The organism is Deltaproteobacteria bacterium (assembly GCA_016709225.1).
Classification (GTDB): domain Bacteria; phylum Myxococcota_A; class Polyangia; order Nannocystales; family Nannocystaceae; genus Xiheibacterium; species Xiheibacterium phototrophicum.
Window position 1 is genome coordinate 499,477 of sequence record JADJEE010000002.1, and the last position, 18,510, is coordinate 517,986.

The following is an 18,510-nucleotide window of genomic DNA, read 5'->3' on the forward strand; positions in this document are numbered from 1 at the left end:
CGCGCCGCCGCGGCGGCTCCAATTTCGCGCGGAAGGGGCGGCCGGTCCGCAGCCCGACCACACCGGCGACGCCGTGCGTCAGTCGACGGCGATGGTCGCCAGCGGCTCGCGCACGCGGAAGCTGCAGCCGGTCTTGGCGCGCAGCTCCTCGAGCGTCACGCCCGGCGCAATCTCGTCGAGGCGAAGCCCCTCGGCGGTGACGGTGAAGTAGCCGAGCTCCGTCACGATCTCGTGCACGACCCGCTTGCCGGTCAGCGGGAGGCTGCACGCGGTCAGGATCTTCGGCGCACCGTCCTTGCTGGTGTGCTCCATCGTGACGATCACGCGGCGGGCCCCGGCGACGAGGTCCATCGCGCCGCCCATGCCCTTGACCTTCTTGCCGGGGATCATCCAGTTGGCGAGGTCGCCGTGCTCGCTGACCTCCATGGCCCCGAGCACACACAGATCGAGGTGGCCGCCGCGGATCATCGCGAAGCTCTCGTGGCTGCCGAAGTACGACGCGCCCTTGTTGGCGGTCACGGTCTGCTTGCCGGCGTTGATGAGGTCGGGATCGACCTCGTCCTGCGTCGGGAACGGGCCCATGCCGAGCAGGCCGTTCTCGCTGTGGAGCACCACGTCGATGCCGGGCGGCACGTAGTTTGCGACCAGCGTCGGCATGCCGATGCCGAGGTTGACGTAGTCGCCGTCCTTCAGCTCGCGGGCGACGCGGGCACAGATCTGTTCGCGGGAGAGCGGCATGATGGACCTCTACGCAGGGCGGGTGGTGCGGAACTCGATGGGCTTGACGTAGTCGTGCCCGAGCACGATGCGGTCGACGTAGATGCCGGGCGTATGGATCGCATCGGGATCGATCTCGCCCGCGGGCACCAGCTCCTCGACCTCGGCGATGGTGATGGCGCCGGCGGTCGCGATGGCCTGGTTGAAGTTGTTGGCGGTGCGGCGGTACACGAGGTTGCCGTGGGTATCGCCGCGCCACGCCTTCACGATCGAGAACTGAGCGCGCAGCGGCTTCTCGAGCACGTACCAGCGGCCGTCGATCTCACGGACCTCCTTGCCCTCGGCAACCGGTGTGCCGTAGCCGGTCGGCGTGTAGAAGCCGCCGATGCCGGCCCCGCCGGCACGGATGCGCTCGGCCAGCGTGCCCTGCGGCACCAGCTCGACCTCGAGCTCGCCGGAGAGGTAGAGCTTCTCGAAGGCCTTGTTCTCACCGACGTAGGACGAGGTCATCTTGCGCACCTGCCCGGCCTCGAGCAGGACACCGAGCCCGACCCCGTCGATGCCGCAGTTGTTCGAGATGATCGACAGCCCCTTCACGCCCTTGCGGTGGATCGCAGCGATGAGATTCTCGGGGTTGCCGCACAGCCCGAAGCCGCCGGCCATCAGCGTGATGCCGTCCGACATGTCCGCGACGGCTGCGTCGGCGGTGGGGTAGGTCTTGTCCATGACCCCGCCAGTTTGGCGCCCGCGGCCCCGCGCCACAAGCGATAACGCGGACGCGTCAGGTGGTGGCCGAGCCGCCGCGGATCGCAGCCTCGCGGATCGCCGCGATCGCGGCGGCGACCGAAAGCGATGCGTGGCGGAACACGGCGCTGCCGGCCACGAAACCATCGACGCCATCGCGTGCGAGTAGCTCGGCGTTGTGCTCGCTCACGCCGCCATCGATCTCGAGCCGAGCGCCGCGACCGATCGCGTCGAGCCGACCACGCAGCTCGACCAGCTTGGGCCGCACCTGCGGGATGAACTCCTGCCCACCGAAGCCGGGGTTGACCGACATCACCAGCACCACGTCGACCAGCTCGAGCACGTGCACGATCGACTCGACGGGCGTGTGCGGGTTGAGGCTCACGCCCGCGAGCACGCGACCACCTCCGTGATGACGTAGCCCGTGGATCTGCTGCAGGTTGCGGTGCAGGTGGCGACAGGCCTCGACGTGCACCGTGATGATGTCGGCGCCGGCCTCGGCGAAGCCCTCCACGTAGCGCTCGGGCTCCTCGATCATGAGGTGACAGTCGAGCGGCTTGGTGGTGTGCGGCCGCAGGGCCTTCACGACCACGGGGCCGATCGTCAGGTTGGGCACGAAGCGCCCGTCCATCACGTCGACGTGGATCCAGTCGGCGCCCGCGGCATCGACGGCGCGGACCTCGTCGCCGAGACGGGCGAAGTCGGCGCTCAGGATCGAGGGTGCGATGACGGGCGTGCGCGGCGTCGACACGCCGGCGTTTCTACCAGAGTTGCTGCGCGCGATCAGGTGCGCGCCGCGATGGTGTCGACGATGCGGTCGGGCGAGACCCACTCGTCCCACGACTCGTCCCAGCCCAGATAGCGCACCAGGTGCATGCCGTTGCGCGCGGTGAGCACCTCGCCGTCGTAGCGCTTGTCGCCGAAGCGCACGCGCACCGTCGTGCCGGCCGGCAGCATCGCGGGTGCCCACGGGCGCAGATCGGCCTCGGCGATCTCGCACACGAGGTCGTCTTCGACCAGGCGCACGCGCACGCAGGCCTCGCTGGCGGCGTCGACGATCTCCGCGCGCACGCGATCGCCCTCGAGGTTCGGCGCCTCGACGAACTCACCCTCGCGCGGGTGCCTTCGCGGCCGCGTGCGGCCGAGCTCGAAGGTCGAAGGGAAGCCGTTGGCGACCGCGAACGATGACACCTGGCCGTCGATGAACCCGAGCCGTCGTTCGGCGTAGCGTGCGAGCTCGTCGAGTCGGAGGATGCCGTCGCCGTCGAGGTCGACCGGCTTGCGGCCCTCGATGGCGTCGATCCAGCAGTTGGTGAAGGTCCACGCGCCGGTGGAGGTCACCGTCGAGAGCGAGGACCCGAGTGCGGCATAGGCGACTCGCCCCGCGCGTAGCGGCGCCTCGAGGGCCAGCGCGCCGGAGTAGCAGCAGTCGGCCGTGAGGATCGCCTGTCGGCCCCGGAAGCGGCGCTCGATCCACGCGAAGATCTGCGCGACCGGCAGCCGCCCGTCACGCAGGCGGAACGCACCACCGCCGTGCTTGGGATCGCGGCTGCCGTGCCCGGCGTAATAGAGGATGAGCTGATCGCCGGGTCGCGTGCGCTCGAGCGTCGCTGCCAAGCCGTGCTCGTAGCCGGCCATCGTGCCCTGCGCGTCGGTGAGGAACGTGACCTGCGATGCCGGCACGCCGCGGGCTCGCAGCGCGTCCATCAACACCGCATCGCGCCGGCCTTCGAGCGGCCAGTGGACCTTGTCGGCGTACTCGAGGATGCCGACCGCGAACACGTGCGTGCGGGTCGGCTCCCAACGGGGCGAGATCGAGTCGAGGTCGGCGTCGGTCATGGCGAAGCGCCGGTGATTTCACCACGGTTGCGCCGCTGCTGGCGAGCGCCCGCGTCGGTGGGCTACCGTGGCGGACATGCTGTGCCTGCGCCCCGTCGTTGCCGGTTGTGGACTCGCGGTGATCGCCTGCGGCGGCAGCGACCAGGGCGGTGGCAACCCCACCGGGGCACTCACGGCGGTGCAGACCACGCAGGACACCGCCGGCGATTCCGCCAGCGACTCCGGCGGCACGGCGACCACCACCGGTACGACCGCCACCACCACCGCCACGACGGACACCACCGTGACCACCACCGCGACCGACGGCGGCTCGGAGGCGTCCGGCACGACCATCGGCAGCGCGAGCGTCACCGCCGGCGACAGCTCGAGCGGTGGCGTCGACGTCTGTGCCGATGTCGGCGGCGCGACGTTGATGCCGCCCGACAGCTGCGACGGCCCGTCCGGCAACACCAGCACGCAGGTGCCGAGCAACAACCTCTTCTCGACCTCGTGGTTCGGCTGCTACGAACAGGACGACGGCTCGATCTACCAGGACCCCTACGACAACTGCGAGTTCGCGTGCGGCTCCCAGGGCCTGTGCGATGCCGGGCAATCGGGCCCGGAGTGCGAGGCCGGCCTCAAGTGGTTCGCGGCCGATGCCGATCGCTTCGGCTGCGGCGGGCGCATCCGCGTGACCAACTGCGACAACGGCAACCAAGTCGTGCTGGTCACCCTCGATCGCGGGCCCAACTGCGGGGTCGAGATGGACTGCGAGACCCCGGTGCTCGACATGGGCCACGACGCGATGGTCTACCTCTTCGACGGCAACGAGTACGGCGGCTGCGAGCACCAGGCCGTGGTCGTCGAAGCGGTGCCCGACGACACACCGCTCGGGCCGGTGTGACGCGACGCCAGCTGCTGCCGTCGTCGGTGCGATAGGCACGAACCTGGGTGATTCGCGTCGCCGACCGCGCGGCGGCCATGACATCCTTGCGGCCCATGGCGCAGGCGGATCTCGAACCGGTGGCCACGTGGATGTCGCGCGCGGCGCTGGGCGTGGTCGCGGCGAGCACGGTGGTCGCGGGTGTCGCGACCACGACCATCGTGCGGACGTTGTGGTCGTCCGATCCGCAGGCGGTCGATGCCTACGGCACGGCGCTCTCGTTGCACGGGACGCTGCTTTCGTTCGCGTGCTCGCCGGCCGCGGCGCTGGCGGTGGTGGTGCCGCTGCTGTTGCCGGGCCGCCCGCGCGCGGCCCACTCGCACGCGCTCGCGGCGTTGGGGATGCTGGCGTGGATCGTCGCCGGCGCGATCGCGGTGGCGGGCGCGAACGCGCCCTTCGATCTCGCCGCGATGACGTCCCCGTGGCCGCTGCGCGCCGCGTGGTGCTTCGTGGTCGCTCACGCCGCGTTCGCGCTCGCGCTCGCCACCGCGCTGGTCGGTAAGGTCCGCGCGCTGCCGGTCGCGACCGCCATCGGCCTGGGCGGCCTCGCGGTCGCAAGCGGACTGGTCGCGGGCGCAGGCGGCACCACGCTCGCATCGGAGGCGGCCGTCTTCGACGCGAGGATGGTGCCGGGGGTGCTGTACGACGCGACGCGGTTCTGGGGCGTGATCGTGGCGGTCGTGCTCGCGGTGGCCCTGCTCACGCGCATCGACCCGGCGAGGGTCGGATCACCCGCGCTGGTGTTCGTCGCACTCGCGGTGATGCCGGCCATGGTCGGCGAGCGCCTGCTGGTCAGGCTGCTGGCGGTCGCGGACCTCGACGTGCACCTGCACGACACCTACGTCGAGGTCGCGCACGCGCACCTGTCGATGTTCGCGGCCGGCGCAGCGATGCTCGCAGCGCTGCACGTGTTCGAGCTGCGCGTGCTCGGCCGTCAGGCCCGCGCCGCGCTGGCGTGGCCCGGTGCGGTGCTCACGTGCGGCGGCCTGCTGGCCCATCACGTGGTGATGTTCGTGCTCGGCACCCGCGGCATGCCGCGGCGATACGCGGCCTATCCCGAGGTGTTCGCCGAGCTGCAGCGCCTGGCGCAGATCGCCGGCGGTGTCGCTGCGGTGGGGCTCGTGCTGGTCGCGGCAGCGTGGCTGTTCGGCCGCCGTGCACGGCTCGACGCCGAGGGCGTGCACGCGGGGTAGACTCGCGCGCGTCCATGCAGATCTTCGTCACCGGAGCCTCGGGATTCGTGGGCGGTGCAGCGGTGCGCCGCTTCGTGCGGGAGGGCCACCGCGTGCGCGCGATGGCCCGCAGCGATCGGTCGGCCGAGGCCGTCGCGGCGCTCGGCGCCGAGCCGGTGCGCTGCAGCCTCGAGGCGATCGGCGCCGCCGACATCGGCGACGCCGATGTCGTGCTGCATGCCGCGGCGTTCGTCGACGACTGGGGCCCCGCCGAGGCGTGGTACCAGGGCAACGTCATCGGCACCGAGCACGTGCTCGCGGCCACGCGCGCCGCGGGGGCCCGACGCTTCATCCACATCGGCACCGAGGCCGCGATCGTGCACGGGCAGGACATCGACGGTGCCGACGAGAGCTACCCGCTCGCTCCGGAGTCGACCTATCCCTACTGCGCGACCAAGGCCGCCGCCGAAGCGATGGTCCGTGCTGCCAACGACGCGCGGCTCGAGACGATCGTGCTGCGCTCTCGCCTGGTCTGGGGCCCCGGTGACACCACGCTCGCGCCCGCCATCGAGGCGATGGCCGGCCGCTGGCGCTGGATCGACCACGGCGCGCGCGCACCTCGACCACGCACATCGACAACCTCGTCGAGGCCATCGCGCTCGCGCTCACCGAGGGCGTGCCCGGCGAGGCGTACTTCGTGCTCGACGACGGCGTCTCGACCATGCACGAGATGATCACCGGCATGGCCGCAGCCCGCGGCATCACGCTGCCCGACGCCAGCATCCCGGGCTGGCTCGCGGCGGCGATCGGCCGCACCTGCGAGGCGTTGTGGCGCGGGCTGCCGCTGCGCGGCGCACCGCCGCTGACGCGTCATGCGGCGATGGTCATGGCGCGCAGCTGCGTGCTCGACGACGCCAAGGCGCGTCGCGAGCTGCGCTATCGGCCCGTCATCACGCGCGAGGCAGGGCTTCGCGCGCTGGCCACGTGATGCGGGCCCCAAGGCCGCTCCATCGCGAGGGCTCTGCGCCACGCAGCAGCGCGAGGACGGCCGGATCGTCGGCGTAGTCGGCGGCCGTGCGCCCCTCGTCGCAGCGGCGGGTGACGTCTGCGCCGCCCGCGAGCAGGCGCCGCACCGCCGCGTCGTGACCGTTGTCCGACGCCCACATGAGCGCGGTCTTGCCCCACGCGTTGGGCAGATCGACCGAGGCGCCGGCCACCAGCAGCGCGTCGACGACGTCGGCGTGGCCATCGATCGCGGCCGAGACCAACGCGGTCTCGCCCCCGAGCCCGGTCCGTGCGTCGATCTTCGCGCCCGCGCGCAGCAGTGCTCGCACGACCTCGACGTGACCATCGCGTGCCGCGAGCACGATCGCCGGCGCGGCGAACGAGATGCCTTCGACGACCGTGTCGGACACCGCATCCGGCCTCGCGCCACGGGCCATCGCGGCCTCGACCACAGCTGCATCGCCGCGGCTCGCCGCCGCCAGCAGCTCGCGATCGGCGTCGGTGAGCGACGATGTCGCGGTCGAGTCCAACCACGCGCGGGGATCGGGCCGATCGCACGCCAGCGCGAGGCAGAGCAGATACGAGCACACCGTTCGCATCGTCGACACCACGCGCGACCCGCAGTTCCGATCACGGCAGCGACGACAGGAAGCCCCAGAACGCCGGCGCGGCGAGCCCGTCCTGGCGCGAGTGGTCCTGCCCTGCGGTTGGGCACCACACCACGGGATAGCCCTCGTCGCAGCCGGCGTAGGCCTCGCAGGGTGGCGGATCGATCGGGCTCGTCGGCGCCGCGGCATCGCAGCCGTTGCGCGCGAGCAGGCTGTCGCGCGCCGATTCGCTGGCGGAGATGTTCACGGTCTGATCGTCGGCGTCGTGGATGAGCAGCGCAGCGACCTGGCCCGGGCAGTCGTTGCCGGGTTGACCACCGGCGATGCTCGCGATGCCACGCAGCACGTCGGCGCGCGCGCAGCCGAGTGCGTGGGTCATGAACGATCCGCTGCTGTAGCCGGTCGCGAAGCGGTGCTCGGGGTCGGCGCACCAGGTGGCCTCGACGTCGGCGACCAACGCATCGAAGAAGGTCACGTCGGGGCCCTGCGCGTTGCTGTCCCAGCAGCTCGCGACCGCCTTGCCGCGCACGTGGATGGCATCGGCGCCGCTGTGGTCCTGCACCGGCGGGTTGTTGTTCCAACGATCGTCACCGTCGCTGCAGCCGTGGAACTGATAGACCACCGGATACGCGCGCGCGGGATCGTAGGGCTCGGGCAACCACACCCAGTACTCGCGCGTGACGCCGTCGACGTCGACGGTGTGGCCCGACCAGGTCATCGTGGGATCGCTGGCCGCGATGCCGCAGCCGGCGGTGCCAGGGCTCGCCCCTGTGCTTTCGCCGCTGCCGTCGCTGCCACCGCTGCTGTCGGCGGCCGAGGTCGCGCTGGCCTGCGTGCCGCCGCTGCTGCCGTCACCGGCGGTGCCCGTCGTCATCGACGTGGCGGTGCCGCTGGCGGTGCCGCCCGACGACGACCCGCCGTCACTCCCGGTGACACCACCATCGCCACCGCCATCGCCTGCACAGCCGAGCGCGATCACCAAGCACAGCCAGAGACGTCGCATGGCAGCACGATACCAGCGTCCCCATCGTGTCGGCAGGACCCGACCAGAAAGCGGCCCGCGCACGGCGGTGCTCCCCGAGGCCCCGGCTGGCATGCCACGGCCGTGGTGATCCGTCACGTCGGCCGCGACTCTACCGCAGCGAGCCATGCACGCCGCCGCACCCGACCTCCCGAAACTGATCGAGGGCCGCTTTCGCCCACCGCTCGTCACCCGCATGGTCCGCCCGATCCCGATGGCCGGCCGGGGACGCTGCCGCATCGATCCGGTGTGGTTGCACGTCGAGGGCCGCCGCGGCTCGAGCGTGCTGCCGACCCTCGCGTTCGTGGTGCTGCTCGTCGCAGCGGTGCTCGCCGTGCTCGCGCTCGCGAACCACTTCCACCGCACCGTCGAGCCGCGCGCCTTGGGCGGGTTGATCGCCGTGCTCGCGCTGTCCCTCGGCCGCATCGTCCGCCCCCGCGCCACCCGCACGCCGCTGGTGCTGGCGATCCCGTGGTCGTCGATCGCCGCAGTCGCGGCCGAGGGCCGCCGCGGCGTGGTGATCCACGTACGCGCGTTCGCACCGGCGGGCACGCTGCACTTCGAGCCCGCCGCGAACGTGGATCGGCACGCCCTGCTCGCGGCGCTCGCGGACCATGTCGATCGCGCCCGCGCACCGGAGGCGATCACCACGGTGCGCACCGCAGTCACCTACGGGCGCTGATGCGTCGTCGCCAAAGGTGATGCCGCTGCCCGCGCCCCACGCCCGCCGTCGCTGCCGTGAACGCGGACCGCGAGCACGTCGCGACGCGCTCAGGGTGAGCGGGTGAAGACCTCGCGCTGCAGCCAGTCGCGCGAGCCCGGATCGAACGCGGTCGCGATGCGACCGCCGGCCGACCACGGATCTTCGGCCCGCACCGCGGCCCAATAGTCGAACTCCATCTGCGCCACCGCGCGACTCGACGCCGAGTGGACCGGCCGCGGGTAGTGCGTGCGCGCGATGGGCGAGTTGAACACCACGCCGATGCGCTCCTCGCCGTAGGTGCCGAGGCTGGCGTAGAGCAGCCCGATCGCGCGGTTCACCGCGTAGCCGACGGTGCCTCGGGGATAGCCGACGGTGGCCGCGAAGGCGCCGAGTCGCGTATGCGGGATCGGTCGCAGGTTGCCAGCCGCAACGCGCCGCAGCTCGTGCAACCGCACCGCCGCCCCAGCCCCCGCGGCCGCCATCACCCGCGCCAACACGGCCTGGTCGCTCAAGTACCCGAGGAAGCCACTCTTGTCGTCGCCGGCCCTGCCCACGCGACTTGGGGTACGTGGCGCACCGCCACCCGGATCGACGAGGGCTCGCGAGCTCGCTGCCTTCAGCCCGGTGCCAGCACCAGATCGATCGCCGAGATCGCCGGCGGGTAGCTCTGCGGCACGCCGCTGGTCGCGAACTGCAGCGTGTTGTCGCCGGCCTGCAGCTCGTCGACCGGCAGCTCGAGCATCTGGCCCAGCTCGCCCTGGATGAGACCGGTGGCGAGCAACGCCAGCTCGTCGGCGTCGAAGCTGCGCTCGTGCCAGCCGTGCTCGTTGACGCGGTAGTGCAGCACGTACTGCTCGTGGGGCACGTCCTGGCCCAGCAGGTACCACATCGAGACCGCCAGACGGGCGCGGCCCATGCCGCTGGCGTCGACGCCGGGCATCGTCAGCGTCAGCGGCGTGGCGTCGGCGAAGTCCGGCACGCGGTAGCCGACGTCCATCACCGGCCCCGGGATGTTCCACGCGTCGGTGCCGGCCACGAGCGCGTCGCCGACCTCGAACTCGCGCCCCCCGTCGATCACCGGACCATCGAAGCCGACGTTGTCCCAGCGCGTGACCCAGGCGTCGATCACCTCGGTCGCGCCGTACGCGTCGTCCTGGCTGTACTTGATGGTCGCGTGGTTGTGCGTCGTCAGATGCACCCAGCCGCGCGAGAACGGCAGCGCGACGTCGACCGCGTGCAGCAACACCGCGGGCTCGAAGCTCACGCCGTCGTCGGCGTACGGCGAGCCGTAGACCTCGACGTGTTGCTGCGACACCCGGACCTCGAAGTGGTTGAGCTTGCCCTTCGCCCCCGCGACGCAGGTGAACTCGGGACCCGGGAACACCTCATCGTGATAGTTGCTGCTGACGTCGATGAAGCGCACGCCGACGCTGCCGAGCTGCCCGGGACAGCTGGCCTGGAACTGCACCTGCATGCCGTTGCGCGGCACCGGCCCGCCCTCGTCGTTGCCGAGGATCGCAAACGACGGCAGCGGCGTCGGGTCCTCGGTGATCTCGAGTGAGATCCAGCCCAGCAGGCCGTTCAGCACGTAGCCCTCAGCGTCGAACACGATGGTGCCGGTGCGGCCCTCGAAGTCGAAGGGCTGCCGGATGCGGTACGAGTTCTGCCCGTAGTTCTGCGCGCCCACGGCCATCAACAGGTGTGGGCTCGCGATGTCGTCGTTGGCGTCGCAGACCAGCGTGTCCTGGTCGGGGAACACCTGCGACGGCAGGTCGTTGCGGCAGTCGGTGATGGTGGCCGGGCCCGCCGCGATCGCGCGACCGTTGCCGGTCGCCAGCTGCGGGTTGCCCCGCGCGGCGCTCCAGCGTCGCGCGTCGAGCTCGACCGCGCGGCCGCGATGATCACTCGGCGCGTCGAAGGTCTCGCAGAAGGCCGCGGACGCGAAGCCGCAGCCGGGCCCGCCGGGCACCGTGCCGGTCTCGCCGCCGTCGGAGCTGCCGCCGGAATCGGAACCCACGCTCGCGCTGGCCGCGGTCGAGCTCACCACCCCGGTCGAATCGCCCGCGCCATGCATCCCGCTCGAGGCGCCACCATCGTCCGTCGACGCGGCACCGCTACCGCTCGGCGTGCTGCCGCAGGCCGAGCACAACGCTGCCACCCACACACGCGCCCGGCACGAGGACTCGCGCGTCACGGCTTCACCACCACGCGCCAAAACCCCTCCTGCAGGTTCGACGAGTACAGCACGCCGTGGCCGGGGTCATAGCCGAAGCTGCCGCCCATCGACAAGCTCGGCGCGTCGAACTCGGTCCAGGTGACGCCGTCGTCGACCGACCGGAGGTACCGCGCGGTCTCGCAGAAGCCACCGAAGTAGCAGGTGCTGGTGTACAGCGTCGCGCCATCGCTCACCACGCCGCCGACGATCGGCCCGGTGCCCTCGATGAGCGACCACGTCGGCACCGTGCCATCGGTGCTGCGCCAGATGCCGTCGGCGCCGGCCACCACGAACGCACCGCCGGGCGTGCGGACCAGCTGCGAGCCCTGCAGGTGGCTCGTGGTCATGCCGACGATCGCCTCCCAGCTGTCGCCGCCGTCGTCGCTGCGCCAGAAGCCGTTGCTCTGCGAGCCCCACAGCCAGGTCTGCGCGTCGAGGAAGAAGATCACCTGGCCCTCGTTGCCGTCCCAGCTCGGCTCACCGTCGATGAGGCTCCACGACGCGCCGGCGTCGTGGCTCTCGGCGATGCAGGTCGCCGGATGCGGTGGCAGGCACGACTCGTGGAAGGTCAGGAGGATGTGCTCGTGATCGGTGGGGTCGATCGCGATGACGTTGGCGAAGTTGTACGTGAACGCGGCGCCCAGCTCCGGCTGCGCCGGCGGTGGCCATACCGGCGCCCAGTCGACGCCGCCGTCGATCGACTTGAACAGCCCGTTCGCGCCGTAACCCGAGTTGGTGTAGACGACCTCGGGCTCGATCGGATCGATCGCGAAGGTCCAGTTCATGCCCGAGTCGACGGCATCGCCGTTCTCGCCGGTGCTGATGTGCACCCACGTCGCGCCGCAGTCGGTGCTCTTCCACACCTTCTGGAACAGGGTCCCGAGGTAGATCGTGCCTTGGTTCACCGGATCGACCGCAAACGCGAACGTGCCCGCGTCCTGCCCCTGACCAAAGCCCGCGGCGACCTCGGGCGGCGTGATGTCCTCGAACACGCCCTCGCCCGCGAGGCTGTCGCACGCGCCGAGCACCGGCGGCGGACCGGTCTCGTCGCCGCCGTCACTGCTGCCGTCGTCGCTCGACGTGGCGGACATCGTCGTGCCCGCGGTCGTGGTCGGGGGCCCGCCGCTGCTGTCGTCGCCAGCGGCGGTGGTGCCCGCGGAGGCCGAGCCCGCGGTGCCCGCGGTGCCCGCATCCGCAGCCGAGCTGCTGCCATCGCCGTCGTCGGCGACCGACGGCGCGCCGCCGCACGCCGCCGCGACCAGCCAAGCTCCAATTGCGCGCGCGTGGGTGGGGATCGCCATGCGAGTACACCCATGCACGCGCGGCGCTCCACCTGTGGACCGAAATGCGCGCGCGCGGGCGAGACCCGTAGGCCCCCAAAGACCCCCAAAGAAATCGGTGCTATCTATCGCGCGTGCCCGCGCGCATGGCCTTGGCGCTGGTCATCCGGCTCGCGCCCGCGGTCGCACCCGCGCCGACGCCGACACCGACCGCGACGGCAGAGGGCGCGCCCACCCCCGCCGTGCCCAGCCCGACCGCGTTCGAGTGGATCGCACCGGACGGCTGCCCTGACGCGACCTTTGCCCGCGCGAGCGTCGAGCACTACGCCGGCCGCAGCCTCGCCGACACCGCCGCGGTGCTGCACGCCGCGCGCGCCGAGATCGTTGCGCAGGCGCAGGGTGACTTCCGCCTGCGGCTCGAACTCGAGGTCGCCGCGGGCACACCGGTGCAGCGCACACTGCGGGACGAGAGCTGTCGCGTGCTGGCCGAGACCGCGGCCTTGATGATCGCCGTGACGATCGACCCCCTCGCAGCGACGCGCGTGGGCACGCTGCCGGAGCCTGCGCCCACGCGCGCACCGACACCCGAGCCGCCGCCGGTCGAGCCACCGAAGCCGCCGGCCACGAAGCCATCGACCCCGCCCGGTCCCCCCACGCGCAGCTGCGACGCCGGCCCCGCCCTGCGCCGCACCGGTGTCACCGATCGTCGCCCGTGCGTCGGGCTCGAGGCCCGTGCCGGTCTGCAGCTGGGGTTGCTCCCGACCGCAATCGGCCCCGGTGTCGCGATCACGCTGGCGCTCGCATGGCCGCGCCTGCGGATCGAGCTCGGCGGCAGCCACTGGTTCCGTCGACCCGCACGCACGGGCGACGATCGCAACCGCGGAGGTAACCTGCAGCTCAGCGCCGGCTCGCTGGGCGCGTGCGCGCGTCTGCGGCATCGCGCCCACGAGTTTCCGTTGTGCGGTGGCGCCGAGGTGGGCGCGCTCGTCGGCCGCGGTGTCGGCATCGCGGTGCCGCGACGCGAGCAGCTGCTCTGGCTGGCGGCGTGGGCGGGTCCGCGTTGGATGTGGTCGGTGCACCGTCGGGTCGCGCTGCTCGCCGACGTCGACGTGGTCGTACCGATGGCGCGATATCGCTTCGAGGTCGGGGCCTCGGGGTCGTGCACCGGGTCGATCCCGTTGGCGGTCGCGTCCACCTCGGGCTCGGGATTCGCCTGTAGGAGCGCAGGTTTGGGGGCCCGCACACGATCCCGTCACAGATCGGGGCGCGAGCCTGCATGCTCACGGGTGGAGCGGGCCCTGCAGCCCCCAAGAGGCACGAGGTGGGCGAGGGGCCGAGTCTCCAGGCGATCTACGAGCAGTACCACGCGTTCGTCTGGCGCGTGGCACAACGGCTCGGCGTGGGCCGAGCCGCACTCGACGACGTCGTGCAAGAGGTGTTCGTCATCATGCATCGCCGACGACACGAGCTCGACATGAGCGGATCGATCCCTGGCCTGCTGTATGGCGTGACGCGTCGCGTCGCCGCCCGCACGCGCCAGGTCGACGATCGCCGCGCCGCGCGGCTCACCGTGGTCGAGCCCGCCGGCACCCGCGACGGCGCGCCCGATCCCGAGTCCCATGTGTTGCTCGAGGAGCGCGCCGCCGTGGTCCGCGAAGCGCTCGACGCGATGGACGAGGACAAGCGTGTGATGTTCGTGCTGACCTGCGTCGAAGGCATGAGCATCGCGGCCGCGGCCGCGGCGGTCGACATCAACGTCAACACCGCGTACGCGCGCGCCCGGGTCGCGCGCGAGCTCGTGAGCAAGGCCATCGCACGCCACCGTGCGAAGGAGGAAAGGGTCCGCGTCCATGTCGCGCGATGAACTCGAGTTCGACGACGACGACGACGACCTGCGGCTCTACGTCGCGGCGTTCCGCGAGATCGAGCAGCCCACGCCCGCGACCCACGCCGCCAGCTGGAAGGTGATCGCCGAGCGCACCGGCGTCGAGAGTTCGCGCCGCTGGTGGCTGTGGGTCGGCGCCGCGGCGACGCTCGCCGCCGCCGCGTGGGTGATTGCCAACTTCGGCGGCGTGGCGCTGCAACGCAACGCCGCGGCCGAGCCCGATCTGCGAGACCAGGCCGGCTACGTCCACGGCGACGACAGCGGCGGCGACGCGGTCGCGCGGGCACGCCGGGCGGCCGCGCCCGCGACGAAGCAGGCCGAGGCCGAGGTCGAGGCGCCCGCCGACCTGGTCGTCGCACCGACGATCGAGCCCGCGCCCCAGCCCGAGCCCGCCACGGCGGCCAAGCCCGCCCGCGGCAAGCCGCGCGCCGCGACCTCGCTGGCCGACGAGACCGCGCTGTTCGGCGACATCCAGCGCGCGCTGGTCGAGAACCAGCCCGCGCGGGCACTCACCGCGATCGCGCAGCACGAGCGCGAGTTCCCCCGCGGCGCCTTCCGCAGCGAACGCATCGTCGCCAAGGCGCGCGCGCTGTGTGCCGCCGGCAAGCGCGATGCGGCCAAGCGGGTGCGCGATCAGTTCCTCGCGCAGCATCCGTCATCGCACCTGGCTCCGAGCATGCGCTCGGTGTGCGCCGATTGATCGCGCGACGATTTTTCGCCACAGGTTCGCCGGCGCGGCTGCATTGCAGAGGCAGCCATGCGCAAGACCTCCGCTTCGCTGCTCTTGCTCGCCCTGACGATCGCCTGTGGGGACCGCGGCACCGCGGGCTCCGATGGCGACGACGCGTCGGGCCCCGCCACCGAGACCGCGACCGAGGCCAGCGCCAGCGGCGACGACGGGCCCTCGAGCGGCACTGACGGCACGGCCGACAGCACCGGCGGCGACACCACCGGCGACGCACCGCCCGACACCGACCTCCCGCCGCTGCCCGAGCTCACCGGCGTGCAGCTGCGCATCGTCGGCGATGCCGCCAACATCGTCTTCGATCCATGGGAGGGCGCGGTCGACTACCGGGTGTACCCGCTACCGGCCGACGACGACATCACGGTCGGCGACGACGGCAGCGTGATCGTCGAGGATGCGATCTACCGCTGTGCCGGCCACCGCGAGGGGCTCTACATGCTGGAGGACGTGGTCAGCCCCGACGAAGGTTGGAACGACAACGCCGCCGGCGGCGCGACGATCCTCGCGCGCGACGTGCTGGGCTACACGCGCGCCGAGGCCGACGCCGTGCTCGGCTACGTCTACACCACCGCCGGCGAGGGTCGCATCCCGGTCTACGTGCTCGGCGATCCCGATCCGGGCGGCGAGGGCGGGCCGAGCTGCGGCCGGCCGGTGTTCCAGGCCAGCCGCCCGAAGCTCTACACCACCGACGCCGCGCTCCGGGATCAACGCATCGCACAGCACTGGCGCGACGACGGCATTGCGTTCTGGGTGCCTGCGAGCGCCGGCGCCGGCACCAAGCCGGTGTTCGAAGGCAACTTCGGCGACGGCGTCACGCTGCGCTGGGTCGACGGGCCCGAGGCCCAGACGCGCGGCGCCGGCGAGACGGTGTTCGAGATCCTGAGCGCGCCCGAAGACGGCGCGATCGAACTCTACCGCGTGCACGTGGCCCCCTACTGCAGCCGCAGCCATGACGAGCTGGTGGCGGGCTCGACCCGCTTCGCGCGGGCGCGCAGCGAGGGCGATCAACCGCTGACGGCCGTGCGTTGGTCGGGCCTGACCGCATCGACGACGCTCGTGGTCGAGGCGCTCGATCACGGCTGCCCCTATCTCGGCAACCTCTCGCCACAGCACCAGGACCCGTTCGTCGAGGAGTTCGGCGAGGAAGTGCTCGAGTACGAGGGCTACCAGACCCCCGACGACATGCGCGCGCTCTCGCCGACCGGCGAGCTCTTCGTCAACGGCCAGAGCGACGATGGCGTGGTGCCGCGGGCAGTCGCGCGCAGCTTCGTGACCGCAGCACCCGAGCTGCCGACGATGGACTTCTACGCCAGCTTCCCGGAGTCGGAGGACTTCTACGCCAGCTTCGGCGCGTCGACCGGCAACGTCTACGCGCAGTACTTCGAGGCCCCCGGCTACCACCTGTCGTCGTACGCCAACTCGAACATCCACTTCGGCACCATGTTCGGTGAGCTGTGGTTCGCCTACAACGACATCGCCGCCGACGTGAACGGCAAGGTCCGGCTCACGCCCAGCCAGACCGCGCAGGTCGGCGCCGAGGGGTTCCTGCACGTGCAGACCGAGGTCGACATCATCTCGACCGATCGTCGCTATCCCCAGATCATCATCAGTGATCGCATCGCGCCGGTGCAGGACGACCTCGCGTCTGGCACCACGATGATCGTGCAGCCCAAGGACATGACGCCGACCCAGCTGCAGGTCCAGATCTGTGACCACCGCACCTGGGACGTCAACGATCAGTGTCCTCGGCTGCCGACCTTCGTCGACGACTGGGCGCCCAACTCACCGCTGCCCGGCGAGCGCACCGGCAGTGACAACGCCGTCACCATCGACGTGTACCTGTCGAGCACGCGGCTGTACCTGCTGCTCGACGGTCAGCAGTACGCGTGCACCGATCTACCGGCGACCTCGTTCGAGGACGGGGCCACCTATGCACCGCCGGTCGGCGAGGTCACCGTGACGTGGGGCGACGTGCTCTACCACTCGGGGGTCGATTTCGCCGCGGGCGGCGGCGCCATCGCGGGCAATACGTACCTCTTCCACCGCACACACCTGCAGAGGACCACGCGTCGACACTTCGACAACCTCGGCTTCTCGAGCGGCGTTGCGGCACCAGCGTGGAACGAGGCGCTCACGCCGTGCTCCGGAGCCGGCGCATGAGACGGCTCGCGCTCGGGTGCGGCGCGCTACTGGCCTGCGGGCAGCCGGCCACGTCGGGGGACACGAGCGCGCTCGAGACCGGTGGCCACGGCAGCGAATTGAGCAGCGGCGGCGGCACGGTCGAGTCCAGCGACGGCAGCGGCGGCACCACGGCGTCGGATAGCGACGACGGCACCACCACCGGCATCGACGACGTCCCGCCCGAGTTCTCCGAGCAGGAGTGGGCCGCCTTGCTCGAGCTCTCGCCCGATCCCTGCCCGCACCACCGCCCGACCTCACCAACGCCTGGGCCGACGACCCTGCCGCAGCGGCGCTCGGGCAAGCGTTCTTCTTCACGACGGTGTTCTCCGGCCGACTGCTCGACGGTGATCAGAACGGCACCGGCACCTCGCTGGGCAACAAGGGCGAGGCCGGCAAGGTCTCGTGCGCGAGCTGCCACGTGCCCGACGACGCCTTCACCGACACACGCTCGCCGAGCAAGCAGATCTCGCTGGGCGCCGGCTGGGGGCGGCGGCGCGCGCCCTCGCTGCTCGACGTCGGCCACGCGCAGCTGCTGATGTGGGACGGTCGCCACGACACGCTCTACAACCAGGTCTTCGGCCCGCTCGAGTCGCCGGTCGAGATGAACAGCTCGCGGCTGTACGTCGCGCAGCAGGTGTTCGCGCACTTTCGCGAGCCCTACGAGGCGGTGTTCGGCCCGATGCCGCCGCTCGACGACACTGCCCGCTTCCCGAGCATCTCCCCCGAGGCGACGGGCTGCACCCCAGCGGGCAACGAGGTGCCGATGGTGTGCGACGGTGAGATCCACGGCAGCCCCGGCGACGGCGCCGAGTTCGACGGCATGGACGCGGCCGATCGCGACGCGGTGACGCGCGTGGTGGTGAACGTCGGCAAGGCGATCGGCGCCTACGAGCGCAAGCTCGCGTGCGGACCGGGTCGCTTCGATGCGTGGCTGCACGGCGACGCGGACGCGCTCACGCCGTCCGAGCAGCGCGGCGCCAAGCTGTTCGTCGGCGCAGCCGACTGCGTGTCGTGCCACGGCGGACCGTTCCTGTCCGACCAGCAGTTCCACAACGTCGGCGTGGTGCCGGCCATCGTGGCCTCGGCGTTCATCGACGCCGACGACCGTGGCGCCATCGTCGGGCTCGCGCTCGCGATCGCCGATCCATTGTCGAGCCGCGGCGTGTACAGCGACGGCGACGACGACCGGCTACCCGACGCGGTCGACGACAGCCACGAGGGTGCCTTCCGCACACCGACCCTGCGCTGCGTCGCGCAGCGGCCATCGTTCTTGCACACCGGGCAGGCGCTCGGGCTCGCGCCCGTGGTCGCGCACTTCGACGCCGGCGGTGGCCCGGCGGGTGGCTACCCGGGCACCAACGAGCTGGTGCCGCTGGGGCTCACGGCGGATGATCGCGCCGATCTGGTCGCGTTCCTGCGCACGCTCGACGGCCCCGGCGCCGACGAGGACCTCCGCCACGCGCCGTGATCACG

Annotated in this window: 19 protein-coding genes; 9 read left to right on the top strand and 10 right to left on the bottom strand. The window is 71.7% G+C overall.

Going from position 1 to position 18,510, the window contains the following annotated elements:
- Window positions 1-78 precede the first annotated feature (78 nt).
- The 4 genes from IPH07_16340 to IPH07_16355 are packed head-to-tail and all read right to left on the bottom strand — an operon-like array spanning window position 79 to window position 3,300.
- Window positions 79-738 carry a CoA transferase subunit B gene (locus tag IPH07_16340; GenBank protein MBK6918964.1) on the bottom strand — a complete coding sequence of 220 codons (660 nt, stop codon included), beginning with the start codon at window positions 736-738 and terminating at the stop codon, window positions 79-81.
- A gap of 9 nt (window positions 739-747) precedes the next feature.
- Window positions 748-1,443, bottom strand: coding sequence for a CoA transferase subunit A (locus IPH07_16345; GenBank protein ID MBK6918965.1), 696 nt, complete (start codon window positions 1,441-1,443; stop codon window positions 748-750).
- Between the two features lie 55 nt (window positions 1,444-1,498).
- Window positions 1,499-2,212, bottom strand: coding sequence for a ribulose-phosphate 3-epimerase (locus IPH07_16350; GenBank protein MBK6918966.1), 714 nt, complete (start codon window positions 2,210-2,212; stop codon window positions 1,499-1,501).
- A gap of 32 nt (window positions 2,213-2,244) precedes the next feature.
- Complete coding sequence (locus IPH07_16355; GenBank protein MBK6918967.1) at window positions 2,245-3,300, bottom strand: hypothetical protein; 1,056 nt, start codon at window positions 3,298-3,300, stop codon at window positions 2,245-2,247.
- A 76-nt stretch (window positions 3,301-3,376) separates the two neighbouring features.
- On the opposite strand from IPH07_16355, the gene IPH07_16360 reads away from it, so the two are divergent.
- The 4 genes from IPH07_16360 to IPH07_16375 all read left to right on the top strand — a co-directional run bounded on the left by IPH07_16360 (window position 3,377) and on the right by IPH07_16375 (window position 6,382).
- Entirely contained in the window at window positions 3,377-4,183 is an 807-nt protein-coding gene (locus IPH07_16360) for a hypothetical protein (GenBank protein MBK6918968.1), read from the top strand.
- Window positions 4,184-4,278: 95 nt separating this feature from the next.
- Complete coding sequence (locus tag IPH07_16365) at window positions 4,279-5,415, top strand: cbb3-type cytochrome c oxidase subunit I (GenBank protein MBK6918969.1); 1,137 nt, start codon at window positions 4,279-4,281, stop codon at window positions 5,413-5,415.
- A 14-nt stretch (window positions 5,416-5,429) separates the two neighbouring features.
- Window positions 5,430-6,128 (top strand): NAD(P)-dependent oxidoreductase, encoded by a 699-nt coding sequence (locus IPH07_16370; GenBank protein MBK6918970.1) that lies wholly within the window; start codon window positions 5,430-5,432, stop codon window positions 6,126-6,128.
- Window positions 6,092-6,382, top strand: coding sequence for a hypothetical protein (locus tag IPH07_16375; GenBank protein MBK6918971.1), 291 nt, complete (start codon window positions 6,092-6,094; stop codon window positions 6,380-6,382). Before IPH07_16370 ends, IPH07_16375 begins: the two co-directional genes overlap by 37 nt.
- Here the strand turns inward: IPH07_16375 and IPH07_16380 are convergent.
- Together IPH07_16380 and IPH07_16385 are read right to left on the bottom strand one after the other, a co-directional pair.
- On the bottom strand, window positions 6,345-7,007 hold the full coding sequence (locus tag IPH07_16380; protein ID MBK6918972.1) for an ankyrin repeat domain-containing protein: 663 nt from the start codon (window positions 7,005-7,007) through the stop codon (window positions 6,345-6,347). The genes IPH07_16375 and IPH07_16380 overlap by 38 nt on opposite strands.
- A gap of 22 nt (window positions 7,008-7,029) precedes the next feature.
- A complete protein-coding gene (locus IPH07_16385; GenBank protein MBK6918973.1) occupies window positions 7,030-8,010 on the bottom strand; it encodes a hypothetical protein in 981 nt (326 codons plus the stop codon).
- Window positions 8,011-8,155: 145 nt separating this feature from the next.
- Here IPH07_16385 and IPH07_16390 point away from each other — a divergent pair, with 145 nt between their 5' ends.
- On the top strand, window positions 8,156-8,710 hold the full coding sequence (locus IPH07_16390; GenBank protein ID MBK6918974.1) for a hypothetical protein: 555 nt from the start codon (window positions 8,156-8,158) through the stop codon (window positions 8,708-8,710).
- 89 nt (window positions 8,711-8,799) lie between these two features.
- Here IPH07_16390 and IPH07_16395 read toward each other — a convergent pair whose 3' ends face one another.
- The 4 genes from IPH07_16395 to IPH07_16410 all read right to left on the bottom strand — a co-directional run bounded on the left by IPH07_16395 (window position 8,800) and on the right by IPH07_16410 (window position 12,917).
- Complete coding sequence (locus IPH07_16395) at window positions 8,800-9,285, bottom strand: hypothetical protein (GenBank protein ID MBK6918975.1); 486 nt, start codon at window positions 9,283-9,285, stop codon at window positions 8,800-8,802.
- Between the two features lie 62 nt (window positions 9,286-9,347).
- Window positions 9,348-10,775 carry a hypothetical protein gene (locus IPH07_16400; GenBank protein MBK6918976.1) on the bottom strand — a complete coding sequence of 476 codons (1,428 nt, stop codon included), beginning with the start codon at window positions 10,773-10,775 and terminating at the stop codon, window positions 9,348-9,350.
- Window positions 10,776-10,921: 146 nt separating this feature from the next.
- Window positions 10,922-12,247, bottom strand: coding sequence for a hypothetical protein (locus IPH07_16405; GenBank protein MBK6918977.1), 1,326 nt, complete (start codon window positions 12,245-12,247; stop codon window positions 10,922-10,924).
- A 301-nt stretch (window positions 12,248-12,548) separates the two neighbouring features.
- Window positions 12,549-12,917 carry a hypothetical protein gene (locus tag IPH07_16410; GenBank protein ID MBK6918978.1) on the bottom strand — a complete coding sequence of 123 codons (369 nt, stop codon included), beginning with the start codon at window positions 12,915-12,917 and terminating at the stop codon, window positions 12,549-12,551.
- Between the two features lie 630 nt (window positions 12,918-13,547).
- Between IPH07_16410 and IPH07_16415 the strand changes: the two genes are divergently transcribed.
- From IPH07_16415 to IPH07_16430, 4 genes are all read left to right on the top strand, one after another.
- The gene (locus IPH07_16415; GenBank protein ID MBK6918979.1) at window positions 13,548-14,090 is read left to right on the top strand and encodes a sigma-70 family RNA polymerase sigma factor; all 543 of its coding nucleotides are present in this window, start codon (window positions 13,548-13,550) and stop codon (window positions 14,088-14,090) included.
- Window positions 14,077-14,811, top strand: a complete 735-nt coding sequence (locus tag IPH07_16420) for a hypothetical protein (protein ID MBK6918980.1) — start codon at window positions 14,077-14,079, stop codon at window positions 14,809-14,811. Before IPH07_16415 ends, IPH07_16420 begins: the two co-directional genes overlap by 14 nt.
- 57 nt (window positions 14,812-14,868) lie before the next feature.
- A complete protein-coding gene (locus IPH07_16425) occupies window positions 14,869-17,016 on the top strand; it encodes a hypothetical protein (GenBank protein MBK6918981.1) in 2,148 nt (715 codons plus the stop codon).
- A gap of 220 nt (window positions 17,017-17,236) precedes the next feature.
- A complete protein-coding gene (locus IPH07_16430) occupies window positions 17,237-18,505 on the top strand; it encodes a hypothetical protein (protein MBK6918982.1) in 1,269 nt (422 codons plus the stop codon).
- The last annotated feature ends 5 nt before the right edge of the window (window positions 18,506-18,510 follow it).